Origin of the sequence: Pseudomonas sp. AMR01, from assembly GCF_041946035.1 — a bacterium.
GTDB classification, from domain to species: Bacteria; Pseudomonadota; Gammaproteobacteria; order Pseudomonadales; family Pseudomonadaceae; genus Aquipseudomonas; species Aquipseudomonas antarctica_B.
Genome location: NZ_JAUTYR010000011.1, coordinates 147,509 through 164,389, shown reverse-complemented (window position 1 = coordinate 164,389; position 16,881 = coordinate 147,509). Strand labels below are relative to the sequence as shown.

At 58.1% G+C, this 16,881-nt stretch carries 18 protein-coding genes and 1 tRNA gene; 15 read left to right on the top strand and 4 right to left on the bottom strand.

The genetic code is table 11. The annotated features are described in order from the left end of the window. Window positions 1–515: 515 nt before the first annotated feature. On the top strand, window positions 516–821 hold the full coding sequence (locus tag Q7C20_RS13195; RefSeq protein ID WP_375067883.1) for a hypothetical protein: 306 nt from the start codon (window positions 516–518) through the stop codon (window positions 819–821). A gap of 78 nt (window positions 822–899) precedes the next feature. Next, a complete protein-coding gene (locus Q7C20_RS13190; protein ID WP_375067881.1) occupies window positions 900–1,124 on the top strand; it encodes a hypothetical protein in 225 nt (74 codons plus the stop codon). Window positions 1,125–1,841: 717 nt separating this feature from the next. Here the strand turns inward: Q7C20_RS13190 and nadB are convergent. Beyond that, window positions 1,842–3,446 carry an L-aspartate oxidase gene (nadB, locus tag Q7C20_RS13185; RefSeq protein ID WP_375067879.1) on the bottom strand — a complete coding sequence of 535 codons (1,605 nt, stop codon included), beginning with the start codon at window positions 3,444–3,446 and terminating at the stop codon, window positions 1,842–1,844. A gap of 463 nt (window positions 3,447–3,909) precedes the next feature. Between nadB and rpoE the strand changes: the two genes are divergently transcribed. The 4 genes from rpoE to Q7C20_RS13165 all read left to right on the top strand — a co-directional run bounded on the left by rpoE (window position 3,910) and on the right by Q7C20_RS13165 (window position 7,759). Further along, window positions 3,910–4,491, top strand: a complete 582-nt coding sequence (gene rpoE, locus Q7C20_RS13180; RefSeq protein ID WP_003172477.1) for an RNA polymerase sigma factor RpoE — start codon at window positions 3,910–3,912, stop codon at window positions 4,489–4,491. A gap of 32 nt (window positions 4,492–4,523) precedes the next feature. Continuing rightward, window positions 4,524–5,111, top strand: a complete 588-nt coding sequence (locus Q7C20_RS13175; RefSeq protein WP_069022289.1) for a sigma-E factor negative regulatory protein — start codon at window positions 4,524–4,526, stop codon at window positions 5,109–5,111. A 15-nt stretch (window positions 5,112–5,126) separates the two neighbouring features. Next, on the top strand, window positions 5,127–6,086 hold the full coding sequence (locus Q7C20_RS13170) for a MucB/RseB C-terminal domain-containing protein (protein WP_375067869.1): 960 nt from the start codon (window positions 5,127–5,129) through the stop codon (window positions 6,084–6,086). A gap of 233 nt (window positions 6,087–6,319) precedes the next feature. After that, on the top strand, window positions 6,320–7,759 hold the full coding sequence (locus Q7C20_RS13165) for a DegQ family serine endoprotease (RefSeq protein ID WP_375067867.1): 1,440 nt from the start codon (window positions 6,320–6,322) through the stop codon (window positions 7,757–7,759). 73 nt (window positions 7,760–7,832) lie between these two features. Here the strand turns inward: Q7C20_RS13165 and Q7C20_RS13160 are convergent, their stop codons facing one another. After that, a complete protein-coding gene (locus Q7C20_RS13160) occupies window positions 7,833–9,266 on the bottom strand; it encodes a M48 family metalloprotease (RefSeq protein ID WP_375067865.1) in 1,434 nt (477 codons plus the stop codon). Window positions 9,267–9,361: 95 nt separating this feature from the next. Here Q7C20_RS13160 and Q7C20_RS13155 point away from each other — a divergent pair, with 95 nt between their 5' ends. Next, window positions 9,362–9,601 carry a sulfurtransferase TusA family protein gene (locus tag Q7C20_RS13155; protein WP_348055059.1) on the top strand — a complete coding sequence of 80 codons (240 nt, stop codon included), beginning with the start codon at window positions 9,362–9,364 and terminating at the stop codon, window positions 9,599–9,601. A 28-nt stretch (window positions 9,602–9,629) separates the two neighbouring features. Continuing rightward, the gene (locus Q7C20_RS13150) at window positions 9,630–10,700 is read left to right on the top strand and encodes an AI-2E family transporter (RefSeq protein ID WP_375067863.1); all 1,071 of its coding nucleotides are present in this window, start codon (window positions 9,630–9,632) and stop codon (window positions 10,698–10,700) included. Between the two features lie 114 nt (window positions 10,701–10,814). On the opposite strand, the gene Q7C20_RS13145 is transcribed toward Q7C20_RS13150, so the two are convergent. Next, the gene (locus Q7C20_RS13145) at window positions 10,815–11,288 is read right to left on the bottom strand and encodes a peroxiredoxin (protein WP_375067861.1); all 474 of its coding nucleotides are present in this window, start codon (window positions 11,286–11,288) and stop codon (window positions 10,815–10,817) included. A gap of 10 nt (window positions 11,289–11,298) precedes the next feature. Beyond that, window positions 11,299–11,859, bottom strand: coding sequence for a glycine cleavage system protein R (locus tag Q7C20_RS13140; protein WP_017137336.1), 561 nt, complete (start codon window positions 11,857–11,859; stop codon window positions 11,299–11,301). Between the two features lie 273 nt (window positions 11,860–12,132). Between Q7C20_RS13140 and dapA the strand changes: the two genes are divergently transcribed. The 7 genes from dapA to Q7C20_RS13105 all read left to right on the top strand — a co-directional run bounded on the left by dapA (window position 12,133) and on the right by Q7C20_RS13105 (window position 16,745). After that, entirely contained in the window at window positions 12,133–13,011 is an 879-nt protein-coding gene (gene dapA, locus Q7C20_RS13135) for a 4-hydroxy-tetrahydrodipicolinate synthase (RefSeq protein ID WP_375067858.1), read from the top strand. A 17-nt stretch (window positions 13,012–13,028) separates the two neighbouring features. Next, window positions 13,029–14,144: an outer membrane protein assembly factor BamC gene (bamC, locus tag Q7C20_RS13130; RefSeq protein WP_375067856.1), complete on the top strand. Its 1,116-nt coding sequence runs from the start codon at window positions 13,029–13,031 to the stop codon at window positions 14,142–14,144. A gap of 4 nt (window positions 14,145–14,148) precedes the next feature. Next, window positions 14,149–14,907 (top strand): MBL fold metallo-hydrolase, encoded by a 759-nt coding sequence (locus Q7C20_RS13125; RefSeq protein WP_016971340.1) that lies wholly within the window; start codon window positions 14,149–14,151, stop codon window positions 14,905–14,907. Window positions 14,908–14,934: 27 nt separating this feature from the next. Beyond that, window positions 14,935–15,648 carry a phosphoribosylaminoimidazolesuccinocarboxamide synthase gene (purC, locus tag Q7C20_RS13120; protein ID WP_003172493.1) on the top strand — a complete coding sequence of 238 codons (714 nt, stop codon included), beginning with the start codon at window positions 14,935–14,937 and terminating at the stop codon, window positions 15,646–15,648. An 83-nt stretch (window positions 15,649–15,731) separates the two neighbouring features. Continuing rightward, window positions 15,732–15,821 (top strand) — tRNA-Ser (locus tag Q7C20_RS13115). 119 nt (window positions 15,822–15,940) lie between these two features. Continuing rightward, entirely contained in the window at window positions 15,941–16,336 is a 396-nt protein-coding gene (locus tag Q7C20_RS13110) for a nucleotidyltransferase domain-containing protein (RefSeq protein WP_348054989.1), read from the top strand. Next, a complete protein-coding gene (locus Q7C20_RS13105) occupies window positions 16,326–16,745 on the top strand; it encodes a DUF86 domain-containing protein (RefSeq protein ID WP_348054987.1) in 420 nt (139 codons plus the stop codon). Before Q7C20_RS13110 ends, Q7C20_RS13105 begins: the two co-directional genes overlap by 11 nt. Window positions 16,746–16,881: the final 136 nt, after the last annotated feature.

Genomic DNA, 16,881 nt, shown 5'->3' with positions numbered 1-16,881 from the left:
CAGTTCAACAATGGACTGGCCCCGGCTCAGGCCGAGAAAAAACTTAACGTCGTGTCCGGGATTAGTTGACCACTACAGAGAGCCTTTGAGAGCCCACTCGTATAGGGTTTCAACAAAGTAACTACCCGCCGCCCCTCAAGGGCTCTCAGGGAAGCCTTCAACGCTTCACACGCCAAGACAGCCTATTGGCCTCACCCCTTGCAGGGACCGTAACAGTTCCTTTATGGCCTAAGGTTTCACCAAACATCAACAGCCTAACCGGGCTCCCTTATGGGGCCTGTGAGGGATGAGGATAAGTAGGCTTTCACTATCAACACGACCCGATCAACACGACCCGATCAATAGGAGGCAAGCCAATGGCTAAGCAAATCCTGAAACCTTGCCCGTTGACCCTTCAAGGCGTCTCTGTGCTGGCCAGTATGACTGCCTGGGGTCTCCCAGCGCTGTATAAACTCACTGACATCTATGCGGCAACACCTGGGGTCACGTATGACCTTGAGGCCTACAGGATCGCCATGGGCCCTCCCATATCTGGAGTCGCCACCTACTGGGCGAGTGGCTACGTAGGTTCGGCTCAGGGCTTCTATATCCTGGCTGTCCGTCTACGCCAGTTGGGCAAGCTCACTGGTGACCAGTTCCCACACACCCCGGCCAGCCTGGAAGCTGATTATGCGGCCAACCTCAAGGCAATCCGCGAGTACGTGAATAGCCTGCAAATGTCCAACACCTGGGCGAGTCTACGCTCCCGGCTCGCTGATGACTTTGAATACAGCGGCCCTGTGGCTGTGCCTGTATGGGACGCGCCCGAGGCCTACGCATGACCCACACCCTTTAAGGGCTCTCTCTCAATCGTCGTTGGGCGTGTGCCTAACCACCTTCTGAAATAGGAGACCCTGACGATGAACGAGAAAGAAACCTCTACCGCCTGGAAGGTTGCCCGAGCGGTGGTTAACTCTAAGGCCTTCTGGAAACTGGCCGCTACGGTTGCCCTGCTGGCTGGCTTGACTGTGCCTGAGGGCCTCCTTGAGCTGCTCGGTGAGTTGGTCCGCGAAGTCCTGGCTGAGACCGTGGCGACTGCCCTTGTAATTCCCTTTAAGGTGGCCGGTATGGTGGCGTCCTTGTGAGGCTAAATGCCAACCGCAATGGGCCCTAAGGGGTCAAGAATAATCTCAGTCCCAAAAAGGCCGACAATAAGGGGGAGCCCCCGTGAGCCCCTCCCTGGTCCCTTAATGATCATTCTTTAAGGCATATATCAGGGTGACCTCATGAAAAGCTCAGTGGACCCGTAAGGCACACATGAGGGCATCTGATGTCTACTGGTTGACAGGGGTTGTTATCAACAAACACCCCTCCCTCTATGCTGCTTTGATCGTGGCCCTCGACTGTCCCTCCCTGAGTTTACCGCTGTGTTAAAGGCCCTGGTCATGGTGCCTTAGCGGTTACAGTTGTGGTGGCTGTACTCTCCTTGATTCTTGGGAACGGTGACAGTCGAGGGCCACGATCAAAGCAGCATCCCGACACAAAGGCCCTCGCACGGGCTTTCCTATACATCAATCCTGTTCTTCTAAACGCGCCCTGAGGGCCACGTCAGTTCCCTTGTGTTGGGTCTGGATGGCTGACCTCAAGGGGCCTTTAAGAAAATGGCAAAAACGTTTCTTAGGTCACCTTCAACAAAGCTCTTGCGCGCTTACCCCCGTAGGCCCTCGCACGCTCGCTCAGGCGCACGATAAGGACCCCTTGCGGGCAGGCGATAGGGACCCCAGCGTTGGGACAAATGTGCGCCAAAGCTGTTACAAACCGGGGTCCTATGGTGCTACGCTATCGGCTCCTAACGTGCCTCATTAGGTCGGTGTAAGGATCGTATCCTTCGCCTCTGGCAGCATCCCTGGATAGTCCAGCGTGTAGTGCAGACCCCGAGATTCCTTACGTTCCATGGCAGACCTGATCATCAGTTCCGCTACCTGGGCAAGGTTCCTCAGTTCAATCAGGTCTCTGCTTACTCGGTAGTTGCTGTAGAACTCGTCGATTTCATCCAGCAGCAACCGAACCCGGTGCTGCGCCCGCGCCAAGCGCTTGTTGGTGCGCACGATTCCTACGTAGTCCCACATGAAGCGGCGCAGCTCGTCCCAGTTGTGGGCAATGATTACGTCTTCGTCCGAATCGGTCACCTGGCTGGCATCCCAGCGGGGCAGGGCGGCAGGCACGGGGATGCGCGGCAGCTGTTCAAGGATGTCGGCGGCCGCTGAGCGGGCGTAGACGAAACATTCGAGCAGCGAGTTGCTGGCCATACGATTGGCGCCGTGCAGGCCGGTGAAGCTGGTTTCGCCGATGGCATACAGGCCGGGCACGTCGGTGCGACCGTTTTGATCGACCATCACGCCGCCGCAGGTGTAGTGCGCGGCGGGTACCACCGGGATAGGGCCTTTGGTGATGTCGATGTTAAAGGCCAGGCAGCGCTCGTAGACGGTCGGGAAGTGAGTTTTGATGAAAGCTTCGGGCTTGTGGCTGATGTCCAGGTAAACGCAGTCGATGCCCAGGCGCTTCATTTCATGGTCGATGGCGCGGGCGACGATGTCGCGCGGGGCGAGCTCGGCGCGTGGGTCGAAGCGCTGCATGAAGCGTTCGCCATTTGGCAATTTGAGGTGCGCGCCCTCACCGCGTAGAGCCTCGGTGATCAGAAAACTCTTGGCCTGCGGGTGATACAGGCAGGTGGGGTGGAACTGGTTGAATTCCAGGTTGGCCACCCGGCAACCCGAACGCCACGCCATCGCGATGCCGTCGCCGCAAGCGCCGTCGGGGTTGCTGGTGTAGAGGTAGACCTTGGCCGCGCCGCCCGAGGCGAGAATGGTGAAGCGTGCGCCGTAGGTGTCTACTTCGCCACTCGCGCGGTTGAGCACGTAGGCGCCGAGGCAACGCTCGCCGTCCAGGCCCAGGCGTTTTTCAGTAATCAGGTCGACGGCGACGCGCTGCTCCAACAACTCGATATTCGGGCGCTGGCGGGCTCTGTCGAGCAGGGTCTTGAAGATTGCGGCGCCGGTAGCATCGGCGGCGTGGATGATGCGGCGATGGCTGTGGCCGCCTTCGCGGGTGAGGTGGAATTCGAAGCCGCCGTCGTCACTGCCCGCGTGTTCGTCTCGGGTGAAAGGCACGCCCTGGTCGATCAGCCATTGGATGGCTTCGCGGCTGTGCTCGACGGTGAAGCGTACCGCGTCTTCATTGCACAGGCCGCCACCGGCGTTGAGGGTGTCTTCGACGTGGGATTGAACGGTGTCGGTGTCATCCAGCACCGCCGCAACGCCGCCTTGCGCCCAGAATGTCGAGCCATTGGCCAGGTCGCCTTTGCTCAGTACCGCAATGCGCAGGTAACCGGGAAGGGTTAGCGCCAGGCTCAGGCCGGCTGCACCGCTACCGATCACCAGTACATCGTATTGAAACTGTTGGCTCATTTGTAGGATTCCGCAAAAAGCGATCCGAAGGGGTGGCGCAAGTAGGACGCCTGGATCGGCGAATCAAAGGGGTACACGGGCCACTAGTATATAGAGGGGGGGAGCGGCACAATAGCCGGGCATTCGTGGCAATGTGAGATTACGGTGCACGGCTTGGGTTAAATCAGCCAGTTATTGGAGCGGGAACTTTTTGCATAAGCCCCTACTCAATAGCAGGTTGACCGAAAGCCGGCAAAACGTTGAGTTTATTGGCCCGTCGGTAGCATTTGACGCGTCATAAAACCGGCGACAAGATTATTCGCGCAGCCGGCTTTGCCCGCGCTGCGTTTTTCGTGTGTGCCAAATCAGTGCACGCCGGAAACTTGCTTGAAGGGGGAGAACTTTTGCGAAAAGTCCGAGTCTATGTTTGCAAGCCTGATCGTTTAGTTATGCAAGCCTCCTTCAAGTTCAACGAGGAGTGTTCATGCTAACCCAGGAAGAGGATCAGCAGCTGGTCGAGCGCGTTCAACGCGGCGACAAGCGAGCATTTGATCTGCTAGTGCTGAAATACCAGCACAAAATTCTCGGGTTGATCGTGCGGTTTGTGCACGACACCCATGAAGCGCAGGACGTTGCACAGGAAGCCTTTATCAAGGCATATCGTGCACTGGGCAATTTCCGCGGTGACAGTGCGTTTTACACGTGGCTCTACCGCATCGCCATTAACACGGCGAAGAACTATTTGGTGTCTCGCGGTCGCCGCCCACCGGATAGTGATGTCAGTTCAGAAGATGCAGAGTTTTACGATGGTGATCACGGCCTCAAAGATCTCGAGTCGCCGGAGCGTGCATTGCTGCGCGACGAGATCGAAGGAACCGTCCATCGCACAATTCAGCAACTGCCAGAAGATTTGCGTACGGCGTTAACTTTACGTGAATTCGATGGTCTGAGTTACGAAGACATTGCGAGCGTCATGCAATGTCCGGTGGGGACTGTAAGGTCACGGATTTTCCGGGCCCGGGAAGCCATCGATAAAGCCTTGCAGCCGTTGTTGCAAGAGAACTAAAGACAGCGGCTACAGCCAAGAGAGGAACCGCCATGAGTCGTGATGCCCTGCAGGAATCGCTGTCCGCAGTGATGGATAACGAAGCGGATGAACTGGAACTTCGTCGAGTGCTTAACGCATTTGATGATGCCGAAACCCGTGATACCTGGTCTCGTTACCAAGTCGCTCGGGCGGTGATGCACAAGGATCTTCTAATCCCTCGTCTGGATATTGCTGCGGCTGTCTCTGCTGCGCTGGCTGATGAAGCCGTTCCGGCAAAGGCTGTTCGTGGTCCTTGGCGTAGCCTGGGCCGCCTTGCAGTAGCTGCTTCGGTGACTGTTGCTGTGTTGGCGGGTGTTCGCCTGTACAACCAGGACGAAATCGCTGGTGCAGAATTGGCCCAACAGACTCAGCAACCGGTCATGGCCGGTCCGCAGGTCAAAGGTCCAGCCGTGCTGGCAGGCTACAAGGAAAGCTCTGACACCACTGGCCCTATGGCTAACGGTGTGTTGCAAGGGCAATCCGGCTGGCAGGATCAGCGTCTTCCAGGCTACCTGCGTCAACACGCACAGGAATCGGCCTTGAAAGGCACTGAAAGTGCTCTGCCATACGCTCGTGCTGCAAGCCTGGAAAACCGCTAAACCGCAAGGGGCCCTATGCGCGCCATACCGCTCCTTACGTTTTTGCTCAGTGGTTGGTTTGCACTATCCGCCCATGCCGACGAAGCCCAAGACTGGCTGACTCGACTTGGGCGTGCAGAGCAGCAACAAAGTTTCGACGGTACGTTCGTCTATGAGCGTAACGGCAGTTTTTCTACCCACAACATCTGGCATCGTGCCCAGAACGGTCAGGTCCGTGAGAGGCTGTTGCAGCTCGATGGCTCTGCTCAGGAAGTTGTCCGGGTAGATGGTCAAACCCAATGCGTCAGTGGCACTCTGGTTGCTGGTCTTGGCAATTCGCGTGGCGCATCTTCACGTACGCTGGACCCTCAAAAGCTCACTAAATTGTACGAACTCGCCGTCATCGGCAAGTCTCGCGTGGCCGGTCGTAATGCAGTGATTGTGTCGATTACTCCCCGCGATCAGTATCGCTATGGTTTTGAGTTGCACCTCGACCGTGAGACCGGACTACCGCTCAAATCTCTCTTACTCAATGATCAAGGTCAATTGTTGGAGCGCTTCCAGTTCACTCGCCTGAACACGTCGAAAGCGCCCACTGATCAAGACTTGCACCCCAGCAGTGAATGCACCCCTATCGCGCTGACCAACAGTAAGGCGCCCGAAGTGCCCACCACCCAAACGTGGCATTTGGATTGGTTGCCCGCGGGTTTTCAGCTCACCAACAGCGTCTCGCGCAAAGACACTCATACCAAATCCACTGTCGACAGCTTGATGTACGACGACGGATTGTCGCGCTTTTCGGTATTTCTCGAATCCACCGAGGGTGCGAGCGTGACGGAGACCCGCACCCAACTCGGCCCTACGGTTGCAGTGTCCCGGCGATTGAATACGGTGGATGGCGAGGTGATGGTGACGGTCGTCGGCGAAATTCCTGTCGGCACTGCCGAGCGCATTGCGCTTTCGGTGCGCGGTGAAAAGGCTGCTGCCAAGCCGTGAGCCGTTAATCCTATGTTCATCCTGACCTTTCAATCTACGTCCATGCCAGGTTGGCAGCCGAGAGCATGAAATGTCTGGATCAGTATTTTCACTTGCAAATAACCCACATGTTTTTTATAGGTCAGGGCTTGATGGCCCTGGCCTTGTTTTGTTCGCGGAACAAAGACGCCGGTCGCAATTTTGGCGTTTCTTGAACCCTGTCGCTCAACCCTGCTCGTCGTAACGGGAGCTGTATGTCGATACCACGCATGAAGTCGTACCTATCCATAGTCGCCACGCTGCTGTTGCTGGGTCAGGCCGTGTCCGCGCAAGCGGCGGAGCTGCCTGATTTCACCCAACTGGTAGAGCAGGCCTCGCCTGCCGTGGTCAACATCAGTACCACGCAGAAACTGCCGGATCGCAAAGTCTCGAACCAGCAGATGCCGGACCTCGAGGGCCTGCCACCGATGCTGCGCGAGTTCTTCGAGCGTGGGATGCCGCAACAGCGTTCCCCGCGTGGCGGCGGTGGCGGCCAGCGTGAGGCTCAGTCCCTGGGCTCAGGCTTCATTATTTCGCCGGATGGTTACATCCTCACTAATAACCACGTGATCGCTGATGCTGACGAAATTCTCGTGCGCCTCGCTGACCGCAGCGAGCTGAAAGCCAAGCTGGTGGGCACTGACCCACGTTCCGATGTGGCCTTGCTGAAGATTGACGGCAAAGACCTCCCGGTGTTGAAGCTGGGTAAATCCCAGGACCTCAAAGCCGGCCAGTGGGTGGTCGCAATCGGCTCGCCATTCGGCTTTGACCATACCGTGACGCAAGGCATCGTCAGCGCCATCGGTCGCAGCCTGCCGAACGAAAACTACGTGCCGTTTATCCAGACTGACGTGCCGATCAACCCGGGCAACTCCGGTGGTCCGCTGTTCAACCTGGCGGGCGAAGTGGTCGGTATCAACTCGCAGATCTACACCCGTTCCGGTGGTTTCATGGGCGTGTCGTTCGCTATCCCGATCGACGTGGCCATGGACGTTTCCAATCAGCTGAAAAGCGGTGGCAAGGTCAGCCGTGGCTGGTTGGGTGTAGTGATCCAGGAAGTGAACAAAGACCTGGCTGAGTCCTTCGGTCTCGACAAGCCGGCCGGTGCGCTGGTCGCGCAGATCCAGGACGATGGCCCGGCGGCCAAGGGTGGCCTGCAAGTCGGTGACGTGATTCTGAGCATGAACGGTCAACCGATCGTTATGTCTGCCGACCTGCCGCATCTGGTAGGCGCACTCAAAGCCGGCAGCAAAGCCAAGCTGGAAGTGATTCGTGATGGCAAACGCCAAACCGTTGAACTGACCGTCGGTGCAATCCCGGAAGAAGGTGCGACTCTGGATGCTCTGGGCAACGCCAAGCCGGGTGCCGAGCGCAGCAGCAATCGTCTGGGCATTGCTGTCGCCGAGCTGACCGATGAGCAGAAGAAGAGCTTCGACCTGAAAAGCGGCGTCGTGATCAAAGAAGTGCAGGACGGTCCTGCCTCCCTGATCGGCCTGCAGCCAGGCGATGTGATCACTCACTTGAACAATCAGGCGATCGACTCCACCAAGCAGTTCACCGACATCGCCAAGGCGCTGCCGAAGAATCGTTCGGTATCGATGCGTGTTCTGCGTCAAGGGCGTGCCAGCTTCATCACTTTCAAGCTGGCTGAGTAATCCGCTAGTACAAACCCAATAAAAAGCCCCGCCTTCGGTTATCGAACGCGGGGCTTATTTGTGGGCGATGGGTTTAGCTCATCATCCCTTTTACTAAGCGTTCCTGTTCGATCAGCTCACGCTGGCGGGCGTCGATGCGCGAGGCTAACGGGAAGTTATTACCGGCCCGACGTTTGGCAAAGTCCAGTTGCTGAATCGCCTGCTGGAAGTCACCCACCAGCGCAAAGTACTCGGCGCGGGCCTGATGCAGGCCAATGATGTTGCCGGACAAGCCGCGCGTCTCGGCGACCTGATACCAGACATCCGGATCATCCGGACGGGATTTGAGCAGCGCATCCAGGGCTTTCTCGGCATCAGCCGTTCGGTTCTGTTTCAGCAACAAGTCCACACGCACCTGATTCAGCGGGTAATTACCGGGATATTGGGTGAGCATCCGATCAGTACGTTGCTGGGCGTCGGGCAAACGGTTGTTGTCCATGTCCAGTTCAATCTGCGCCAGGTTGTACGTGATGTCGTTCGGCGCCTTGGCCAACAGTGGCTGCAGGCTTTCTCGCGCCTCGTTGTATTGAGTGCCTTTGATTTGGGCGATGGCCAGGCCGTAGCGTGCCACATCGCTTTTCGGATTTTCGTCCAGCTGTGCCTGGAAGCGCTTGGCGGCGAGGCCTGACGTGTCTTCGTATTGCAACTGCACGCGAGCCCGAATCAGCTGATAACGCAGGCTGTCTTCCTTGCCGCCCTGCTTGGCTTGTTCGGCACGGTTGCGGGTATCGGCGATACGCGACTCGGTGACCGGGTGAGTCAGCAGGAATTCCGGTGGCTTGGCATCGAACCGGTATTGGCGCATCAAGCGTTCGAACATGGTCGGCATGGACCGTGGGTCGTAACCGGCTTTTTCCAGATTGAGGATGCCGATGCGGTCAGCTTCCTGCTCATTTTGTCTGGAAAACCGGCGTTGCTCCTGAATCGCGGCCGCCTGTGAGCCGGCAATTGCAGCGATACCCGCGTCACCAGCACCCGCAGCAGCGGCGATGATGCCGCCGAGCAAGGCAGCCATCATCGGAATTTGCATGCGTGATTGCGCTTCGACGCCCCGGGCAAAGTGGCGCTGAGACAAGTGAGCCAATTCGTGAGCCAGTACCGAGGCATATTCGCCTTCGGTTTGGGCGTTCAGAAACAAACCGCCGTTGACACCCACAATCCCGCCCGGTGCGGCGAACGCGTTGAGTTGCGGGCTGTTGATCAGGATGAACTCCAGGCGCCGGTCATTCACCTGGCTGGTCTCCACCAGTTTGTACACGCTGGTTTCGACGTAATCCTTGAGCTGCGGGTCGTTGAGTTGCGAGACCTGACCGCGCAGGTAGGCCAGCCAGGCGCGGCCCAGTTGAAACTCCTGTTGAGGCGAGACAATGGCAGAACTGGCGTCGCCAAGTGACGGCAGGTCGTCAGCAAAGCCCGGAGAGGCCAGCAGGCAAGCCAGCGTCAGCAGGGTAGGGCGCAAAAAAGTCATGCACAGAGCCTTTGGACAAAGAGCTTACTGTAGCCGGACACTGAGCTTGGGACCAGATATTCTAAGAGGCCCAAACGCGTGCCCGGAGTAAAACCATGACCGACGCTGTAGCCTTTGATGCCGAACTCGATGCCAGCGGCCTCAATTGCCCATTGCCTTTGCTCAAAGCCAAGCTGGAACTCAATCGGTTAGCCAGCGGCGCTGTGCTCAAGGTGATTGCCACGGACGCGGGCTCCCAGCGCGATTTCCGTACCTTCGCCAAGTTGGCTGGCCATACGCTGTTGCGCGAAGAAGACGCTGCCGGTGTTTACCAGTACTGGTTGCGCAAGGCCTGAGTCGTTGCCCCCACCCCGAGGTTGATTGATGTTCAAAGTGTTACGAGACTGGATTCAGCGCTACTTTTCCGATGAGGAAGCCGTGGTGCTGGCCGTCCTGCTGATCCTGGCCTTTACCGCCGTACTCACCTTGGGTGGCATGCTCGCGCCGGTACTGGCGGGTATGGTGCTGGCGTATTTGATGCAAGGCCTGGTCACCACGCTGGAGCGTTTACGCTTGCCGGGCGCAATGGCGGTAGGGCTGGTGTTCGCACTGTTCATGGGCCTGTTGGTGGTGTTCATCGTGGTGGTGTTGCCCTTGCTGTGGCATCAGTTGATCACCCTGTTCAACGAATTGCCGGGCATGCTCGCCAAGTGGCAATCGTTGTTGCTGCTACTGCCGGAGCGCTATCCGCACCTGGTGTCGGACGAGCAGGTATTGCAGGCCATCGATGTGGCGCGCGGCGAGATCGGAAAATTCGGGCAATGGGCGCTGACGTTTTCCCTGTCCAGCCTGCCGCTGCTGGTCGACATCATGATCTACCTGGTGCTGGTGCCGATCCTGGTGTTTTTCTTCCTCAAGGACCGCGCAATCATAGGTCGCTGGGTGAGCGGTTACCTGCCACGTGAACGGGCGCTGATTACCCGCGTGGCCGAGGAAATGCATCGCCAGATCGCCAACTATATTCGTGGCAAGGGTATCGAAATCGTTATTTGCGGTGGCGTTACCTACATCGCCTTCGTTGCGCTCGGGCTGAACTACGCCGCGCTGCTGGCGTTGCTCGTAGGCGTGTCGGTGGTGGTGCCGTATGTCGGCGCGGTAGTGGTGACGGTGCCGGTCATGCTGATCGCGCTGTTCCAGTGGGGCTGGAGTGACCAGTTCATCTACCTGATGGCGGTGTACGGCATTATCCAGACCCTGGATGGCAACGTACTGGTGCCGCTGCTGTTCTCGGAGGCGGTCAACCTGCACCCGGTGGCGATTATCTGCGCAGTGTTGTTGTTTGGTGGGCTGTGGGGATTTTGGGGAGTGTTTTTTGCGATTCCCCTGGCGACGCTGTTCAAGGCCGTGCTGGACGCGTGGCCGCGGCAAGAGCCGGTGGTATCACCGCTGTTGTAGTAGCAGTCATTTGTGGCGAGGGAGCTTGCTCGCGCTGGGGTGCGCAGCGGCCCCAAAAAAAGTGGGAGCGCTTCGCACTCCAGCGCGAGCAAGCTCCCTCGCCACAGGACGAAGTCAGGCTTTGTTCAGCGCCTGCGCCGCCGCCAAAACCGCATCTACATGCCCTGGCACTTTCACCCCGCGCCATTCCTGACGCAGCACGCCATCCTTATCGATCAGGAAAGTGCTGCGATCAACGCCCAGGTATTCCTTGCCGTACAGCTTCTTCATTTTGATCACATCAAACAGCTGGCAAACCGCTTCGTCCTTGTCGCTGATCAGCTCGAAGGGGAATTCCTGCTTGCCCTTGAAGTTCTCGTGCGACTTCATGCTGTCGCGCGACACGCCAAACACTTCGGTGTTGGCGGCTTTGAACGCAGCGTACTGGTCACGGAAACCCTGGCCTTGCGTGGTGCAGCCCGGGGTGCTGTCCTTCGGGTAGAAGTAAATCACCACCTGCTTGCCTTTGAGGCTGGCAAGGCTGAAGGTCTGCCCGCTGGTGGCTTGGGCTTCGAAGTCGGCTACCGGTGTGTCGATGACTACAGCCATGAAAACTTCCTTACATTGGGTTCTGAGGGCGCCAAGGCTCGATCAATGCGTCGAGGTTCAGCGCATCGGCGAAATCCAGGAACTGGTCACGCAGCCAGCTGATTTGCACGCCGGCCGGCAAGGTCACGGTAAATGTGGCGTTGAGCATGGTGCCACCGGTTTGCGGGGCCTGGTAGGTGTCGCAGGTCAGGTTTTCCAACTCGACGTTGTGGTCGATAAAGAACTGGCACAGCTCATTAACGATGTCCGAGCGGTAGGCCGAGCTGACATACGCTACATAAGGCAGCGCCTGGGGGCGGTTTTCCAGCGCGGCGCTGCGCACCACGTTGACGGTGAAGTTGTGCTTCTTGGCCAGGCCCGGCAAGCCGGTTTCAAGGCGCGCCAAGGCGTCCCAGCTGCCGGAAATCTGCAGCACCAGCGCACTGCACTCGCCATGGCGGGTCAGGCGGGAGGTCACGACGGCGCAGCGGTTCTCATGGCTGGCGCGGCACAGGACGTTGGTCAGCTCCATGGGGTTGGCGCCGAGGGCACTGATAACAAGGAATTGTTCGCGAACTGTGGGGGTGGACATGCAGCCTTCCTAAAGCGATGAGCGGTCGATACCGTGTGGGCCATATCGATCAAAGGATGAAGGGTAGCGAAAAGCGTCGCGAAGGGCTAGGAGGTGGCGTTTTCATTACGCGATCGGTCTGATTACAGCGTGCTTCAAGCCAGGCTTCGGCCCAATGATGGCATTGCCCGTCGTTTAGTTGGTGCAGAACGCGTCCTCACGCGGTACTTCGCTTGTACAAGCATCTTGGCGCCAGTACCATTACGGCTCTCTTTTTCCGGCAGGAGCGGTTGCATGATTGCGGGCAGTATGGTGGCACTGGTCACACCCATGGATGCACAAGGTCATCTCGACTGGGATAGCCTGGGCAAACTGGTGGACTTCCACCTGCAAGAAGGCACCAACGCCATCGTGGCGGTCGGCACCACAGGTGAATCGGCCACCCTTGATGTGGAAGAACACATCAAGGTGATCGAATTCGTCGTCAAGCGCGTCGCGGGCCGTATTGCCGTGATCGCCGGTACGGGCGCCAACTCGACGCGTGAAGCGATCGAGCTGACCAAAAACGCCAAGAAGGCTGGCGCCGACGCCTGTCTGCTGGTGACCCCGTACTACAACAAGCCGACCCAGGAAGGCCTGTACCAGCACTTCCGTACCATCGCCGAAGCTGTTGATATCCCGCAAATCCTCTACAACGTGCCTGGCCGTACCGCGTGCGACATGCAGGCTGCGACCGTGATTCGCCTGTCCACCGTGCCGAATATCATCGGCATCAAGGAAGCAACCGGCGACCTGCAACGTGCCAAGGACATCCTGGCCGGCGTGAGCAGCGACTTCCTGGTGTATTCCGGTGACGACGCCACGGCAGTCGAGCTGATCCTGCTGGGCGGCAAGGGCAACATCTCCGTGACCGCCAACGTGGCCCCGCGTGCCATGAGCGAGTTGTGCGCCGCCGCCATCGCCGGTGACGCCGTGACCGCCCGCGCGATCCACGAGAAGCTGATGCCGCTCAACAAAACACTGTTTATCGAATCCAACCCTATCCCCGTGAAATGGGCGCTGTTTGAGATGGGCCTGATGCCGGACGGTATTCGTCTGCCGCTCACCCGTCTCAGCGAAGCCTGTCACGAACCGCTGCGACAGGCTCTGCGCCAGTCCGGCGTCCTGGTTTAATTGAGGAAGCACTACGCATGAAGCGATTGGCCGGACTTTCCGCACTTGCCTTGATTATCTCCAGCACCAGTGGCTGCGGTTGGATTTGGGGCCCGGATGGTTACTTCCGTGACCGCGGCAGCGATTACCTGGAAGCACAAGCAACCAAACCGATGCAATTGCCGCCGGACGTCAATGTCGCCAAGCGCCTTGACCCGTTGCTGCCGATTCCACGCAACGTTGCCGACGACACCACCAAGGGTGAATACGTAGTGCCGCGTCCACAGCCGATCTCGGCCGTTGCGGACGCCAGCGACTACAGCCTGCAAAAAAGCGGCGACAACCGCTGGATCATCGCTCAGCGCCCGCCTGCCGAAGTTTGGCCGGTGGCGTTGCAGTTCTTCCAGGACAACGGTTTTCGCATTGACCAGCAACGCCCGCAGACCGGTGAATTTACCACCGCGTGGCAGCGTGGCAGCGAGCTGTCCGCCAACATGGCCCAGCGCCTGCAGGCTGGCGGCGTAGCGCCTGACAGCGAAGCCCGTGTGCGTGTGCGCATCGAGCCAGGCGTGCAGCGCAACACCAGTGAAGTCTACGTGGTCAGCGCCGAGCGTCCTGCCGGCAGCACCGCCAACGTCGACTTCACCCCGCGTTCGGTCAACATGGGTGTTGACGCCGCGCTGGTCGACGAAATGCTCGCCAGCATGAGCCGTATCTCCGAGAAGGGCGGTTCGGTTTCCCTGCTCGCCGCACGTGATTACGACACGCCCAACCGCGTCAGCCTCACCGAAGATGGCAGCGGCAACGTAGTCCTGAACCTGGGTGAAGACCTCGACCGTGCCTGGGCCAGCGTCGGCCGCGCATTGGAAAAAGGCCCTTGGCGTGTAGAAGACATCAACCGCAGCCTGGGCTTGTACTACATCAACGTGTCTGAAAAGGCCGTGAAGAAAGACGACGAGCCAGGCTTCTTCGGTAAATTGTTCGGCAGCGAGCCGACCAAGGAAGAGGTCGAAACCCGCGCCGAGCGTTACCAGGTTCGTTTGAGCAAGGTTGGCGATAGCGTGCAAGTCACCGTCGAGAAGAACATCAACACCGTTGCGCCGGCTGAAACAGCGCGCAAAGTGTTGGGCGTGATTCAGGACAATCTGGGCTGATCCGATGCGTTTTGCCGTTCTCGGCAGCGGTAGCCAAGGGAACGGCACGCTGGTCGCTCATGACGACACGTACGTGCTGGTCGATTGTGGTTTCTCGTTAAAAGAAACCGAGCGGCGCCTGCTGCGCCTGGGGGTTCACCCCGCGCAGCTGAGCGCGATTCTGGTGACCCACGAACATGCCGACCACGTGCATGGCGTGGGTTTGCTGTCTCGGCGCTACAATCTTCCGGTGTACCTCAGTCGCGGCACTCTGCGCGGGATGCGCAAACCCATTGAACCTGCAGGTTTTCTGGCCGGTGGCGAACAGCTTCGAATCGGTGCCTTGAGCATCGATGTGATTGCCGTGGCGCACGACGCCCAGGAACCGACGCAGTACGTATTCAGTGACGGTGAGCGACGTTTCGGCGTGCTCACCGACCTGGGCTCCTATTGCTCAAAGGTGCTGGACGGCTACCGCGACCTCGATGCCTTGATGATCGAGTCCAACCACTGTCGAGACCTGCTGGCGCGCGGTCATTACCCCTACTTTCTCAAGCAGCGAGTGGGCGGCGAGCTGGGACATTTGAACAACCACCAGGCGGCGTACCTGGTGTATGAGTTGGGCTGGCAAGACTTGCAACACCTGGTCCTGGCCCACCTGAGCAGCAAGAACAACCTGCCGCAGCTAGCCCGGCAATGTTTTGTCGACACCCTCGGGTGTGACCCGGACTGGCTGCAACTGGCCGATCAAGATTCAGGGCTCGACTGGCGACACATCGCCTAGCCCACCATTTAGCAAGCGGAGCCCATCATGGAAAAACGTGAAGAACTCTACCGCGGCAAAGCCAAATCGGTATACAAAACCGACGACGCCAACCGCCTGATCCTGCTGTTTCGCAACGACACCTCGGCGTTCGACGGCAAGCGCATCGAACAACTCGATCGCAAGGGCATGGTGAACAACAAGTTCAACGCCTTCATCATGCAGAAACTCGAAGAGGCCGGCATTCCGACCCAATTCGACAAACTGCTGGGCGACAACGAGTGCCTGGTCAAGAAGCTCGACATGATCCCGGTTGAATGCGTTGTGCGTAACTACGCCGCCGGCAGCCTGGTCAAGCGCTTGGGCGTGGAAGAGGGCCTCAAGCTCAACCCTTACACGTTCGAGCTGTTCCTGAAGGACGACGCCAAGGGCGACCCGTTCATCAACGAATCCCACGTGGTGGCGTTTGGCTGGGGCACCGCTGAGCAACTGGCGCGCATGAAAGAGTTGTCCCTCAAGGTCAACGACGTGCTGAGCAAACTGTTCGACGACGCAGGCCTGCTGCTGGTCGACTTCAAGCTCGAATTCGGCGTGTTCCACGACGGATCCATCGTCCTGGGCGACGAGTTCAGCCCGGACGGCTGCCGCCTGTGGGACAAAGACACCAAGAAGAAGATGGACAAAGACCGCTTCCGCCAGGGCCTCGGTGACGTGATCGAAGCCTACGAAGAAGTCGCCAACCGTCTGGGCGTACCGCTTTAATCGACGCAAGCATCTGATAGCACGGAAAAAAATCGCAGTTTGGGTTTGCTTTCGCGATACACACTGTTATGATGCGCGCCGTTGGAGAGATGCCAGAGTGGCCGAATGGGACGGATTCGAAATCCGTTGTACCTTCACCGGTACCTAGGGTTCGAATCCCTATCTCTCCGCCATTATTGAATAACGAAAAACCCCCGATAACTTAATTGTTGTCGGGGGTTTTTTGTTTGTAGCAGAAACTTCGGAGTGAATTCTGCTACGGTCATTCATCAGATGACACATGGATCGCGACATGAACGTTGAACGAGTGCTGACGCATTTATTGGCGACTCTTCCTGAGTTGATGGCCGTGTATGTATTTGGTAGTCAGGCGACGGGTGAGGCGCACGCTGACAGCGATCTGGACTTGGCAGTGCTTGCTGCGGGTCCTGTGGACCCGCTGCTGTTGTGGCAGTTATCTGGAGAACTCGCTGACATCGTGGCGGTGCCCGTCGATTTACTGGACCTTCGGGCCGCCTCCACCGTTATGCAATATCAAGTCATAACAACGGGGCATCGGCTCTGGAACAAGGACAGCCAGGCGGGTATTTTCGAGAGCTACATACTCAGTGAAAAAACCGCGCTGGACGCCGCAAGGGCTGGGCTGCTGGCTGATATTCAGAAGGAAGGAAAAGTGCATGGTCGATGATGTGCTCATCAACAAAGCCTCTAGCATTGAGCGCTGCGTCGCTCGTGCTCGTGAGGAGTACGAAAAAGGCCCTGCCAGTTTCGCTACTGACTTCACCCGTCAGGATGCGGCAATCCTCAATATTCAGCGTGCGTGTGAAGCTGCGCTGGATATGGGCCAGCATCTGATTCGTCGTGAGCGGCTGGGTGTTCCTCAGAGCGCACGAGACGTTTTTGAACTCCTGTCCCGAGGTGGTTGGGTTGATTCGTCCTTGTTGACCAGTCTCAAGAACATGGTCGGTTTTCGAAATATCGCAGTTCATGAGTATCAAACCCTTCAACTGCCGATCACAGTTGCGATCATCACTCAGCACCTTGGTGATTTTCTGGCGTTCAGCGCCTTTATTCTGACTAAGGATGCGAGTCAGTAAGCTGCTACAACAGCAGTGATTTCGTCCTGCAACATCTGCTGTTCCCATGCAGGGTTGCGCTGGCTGAGTCATGAAGCTAACCTTCCGCCGTCGCCCTCGTGGCGACCGGTTTTGACAGACTGATTTACAGGTGTAC

Coding starts and splice junctions, on each gene's coding strand:
- Q7C20_RS13195 (WP_375067883.1), top strand. CDS start 516: ATGGGCCCTCCCATATCTGGAGTCGCCACCTACTGGGCGAGTGGCTAC.
- rpoE (WP_003172477.1), top strand. CDS start 3,910: ATGCTAACCCAGGAAGAGGATCAGCAGCTGGTCGAGCGCGTTCAACGC.
- Q7C20_RS13110 (WP_348054989.1), top strand. CDS start 15,941: ATGAACGTTGAACGAGTGCTGACGCATTTATTGGCGACTCTTCCTGAG.
- purC (WP_003172493.1), top strand. CDS start 14,935: ATGGAAAAACGTGAAGAACTCTACCGCGGCAAAGCCAAATCGGTATAC.
- Q7C20_RS13165 (WP_375067867.1), top strand. CDS start 6,320: ATGTCGATACCACGCATGAAGTCGTACCTATCCATAGTCGCCACGCTG.
- Q7C20_RS13175 (WP_069022289.1), top strand. CDS start 4,524: ATGAGTCGTGATGCCCTGCAGGAATCGCTGTCCGCAGTGATGGATAAC.
- Q7C20_RS13150 (WP_375067863.1), top strand. CDS start 9,630: ATGTTCAAAGTGTTACGAGACTGGATTCAGCGCTACTTTTCCGATGAG.
- Q7C20_RS13190 (WP_375067881.1), top strand. CDS start 900: ATGAACGAGAAAGAAACCTCTACCGCCTGGAAGGTTGCCCGAGCGGTG.
- Q7C20_RS13140 (WP_017137336.1), bottom strand. CDS start 11,859: ATGTCCACCCCCACAGTTCGCGAACAATTCCTTGTTATCAGTGCCCTC.
- Q7C20_RS13170 (WP_375067869.1), top strand. CDS start 5,127: ATGCGCGCCATACCGCTCCTTACGTTTTTGCTCAGTGGTTGGTTTGCA.
- Q7C20_RS13125 (WP_016971340.1), top strand. CDS start 14,149: ATGCGTTTTGCCGTTCTCGGCAGCGGTAGCCAAGGGAACGGCACGCTG.
- bamC (WP_375067856.1), top strand. CDS start 13,029: ATGAAGCGATTGGCCGGACTTTCCGCACTTGCCTTGATTATCTCCAGC.
- Q7C20_RS13160 (WP_375067865.1), bottom strand. CDS start 9,266: ATGACTTTTTTGCGCCCTACCCTGCTGACGCTGGCTTGCCTGCTGGCC.
- Q7C20_RS13145 (WP_375067861.1), bottom strand. CDS start 11,288: ATGGCTGTAGTCATCGACACACCGGTAGCCGACTTCGAAGCCCAAGCC.
- Q7C20_RS13155 (WP_348055059.1), top strand. CDS start 9,362: ATGACCGACGCTGTAGCCTTTGATGCCGAACTCGATGCCAGCGGCCTC.
- dapA (WP_375067858.1), top strand. CDS start 12,133: ATGATTGCGGGCAGTATGGTGGCACTGGTCACACCCATGGATGCACAA.
- nadB (WP_375067879.1), bottom strand. CDS start 3,446: ATGAGCCAACAGTTTCAATACGATGTACTGGTGATCGGTAGCGGTGCA.
- Q7C20_RS13105 (WP_348054987.1), top strand. CDS start 16,326: ATGGTCGATGATGTGCTCATCAACAAAGCCTCTAGCATTGAGCGCTGC.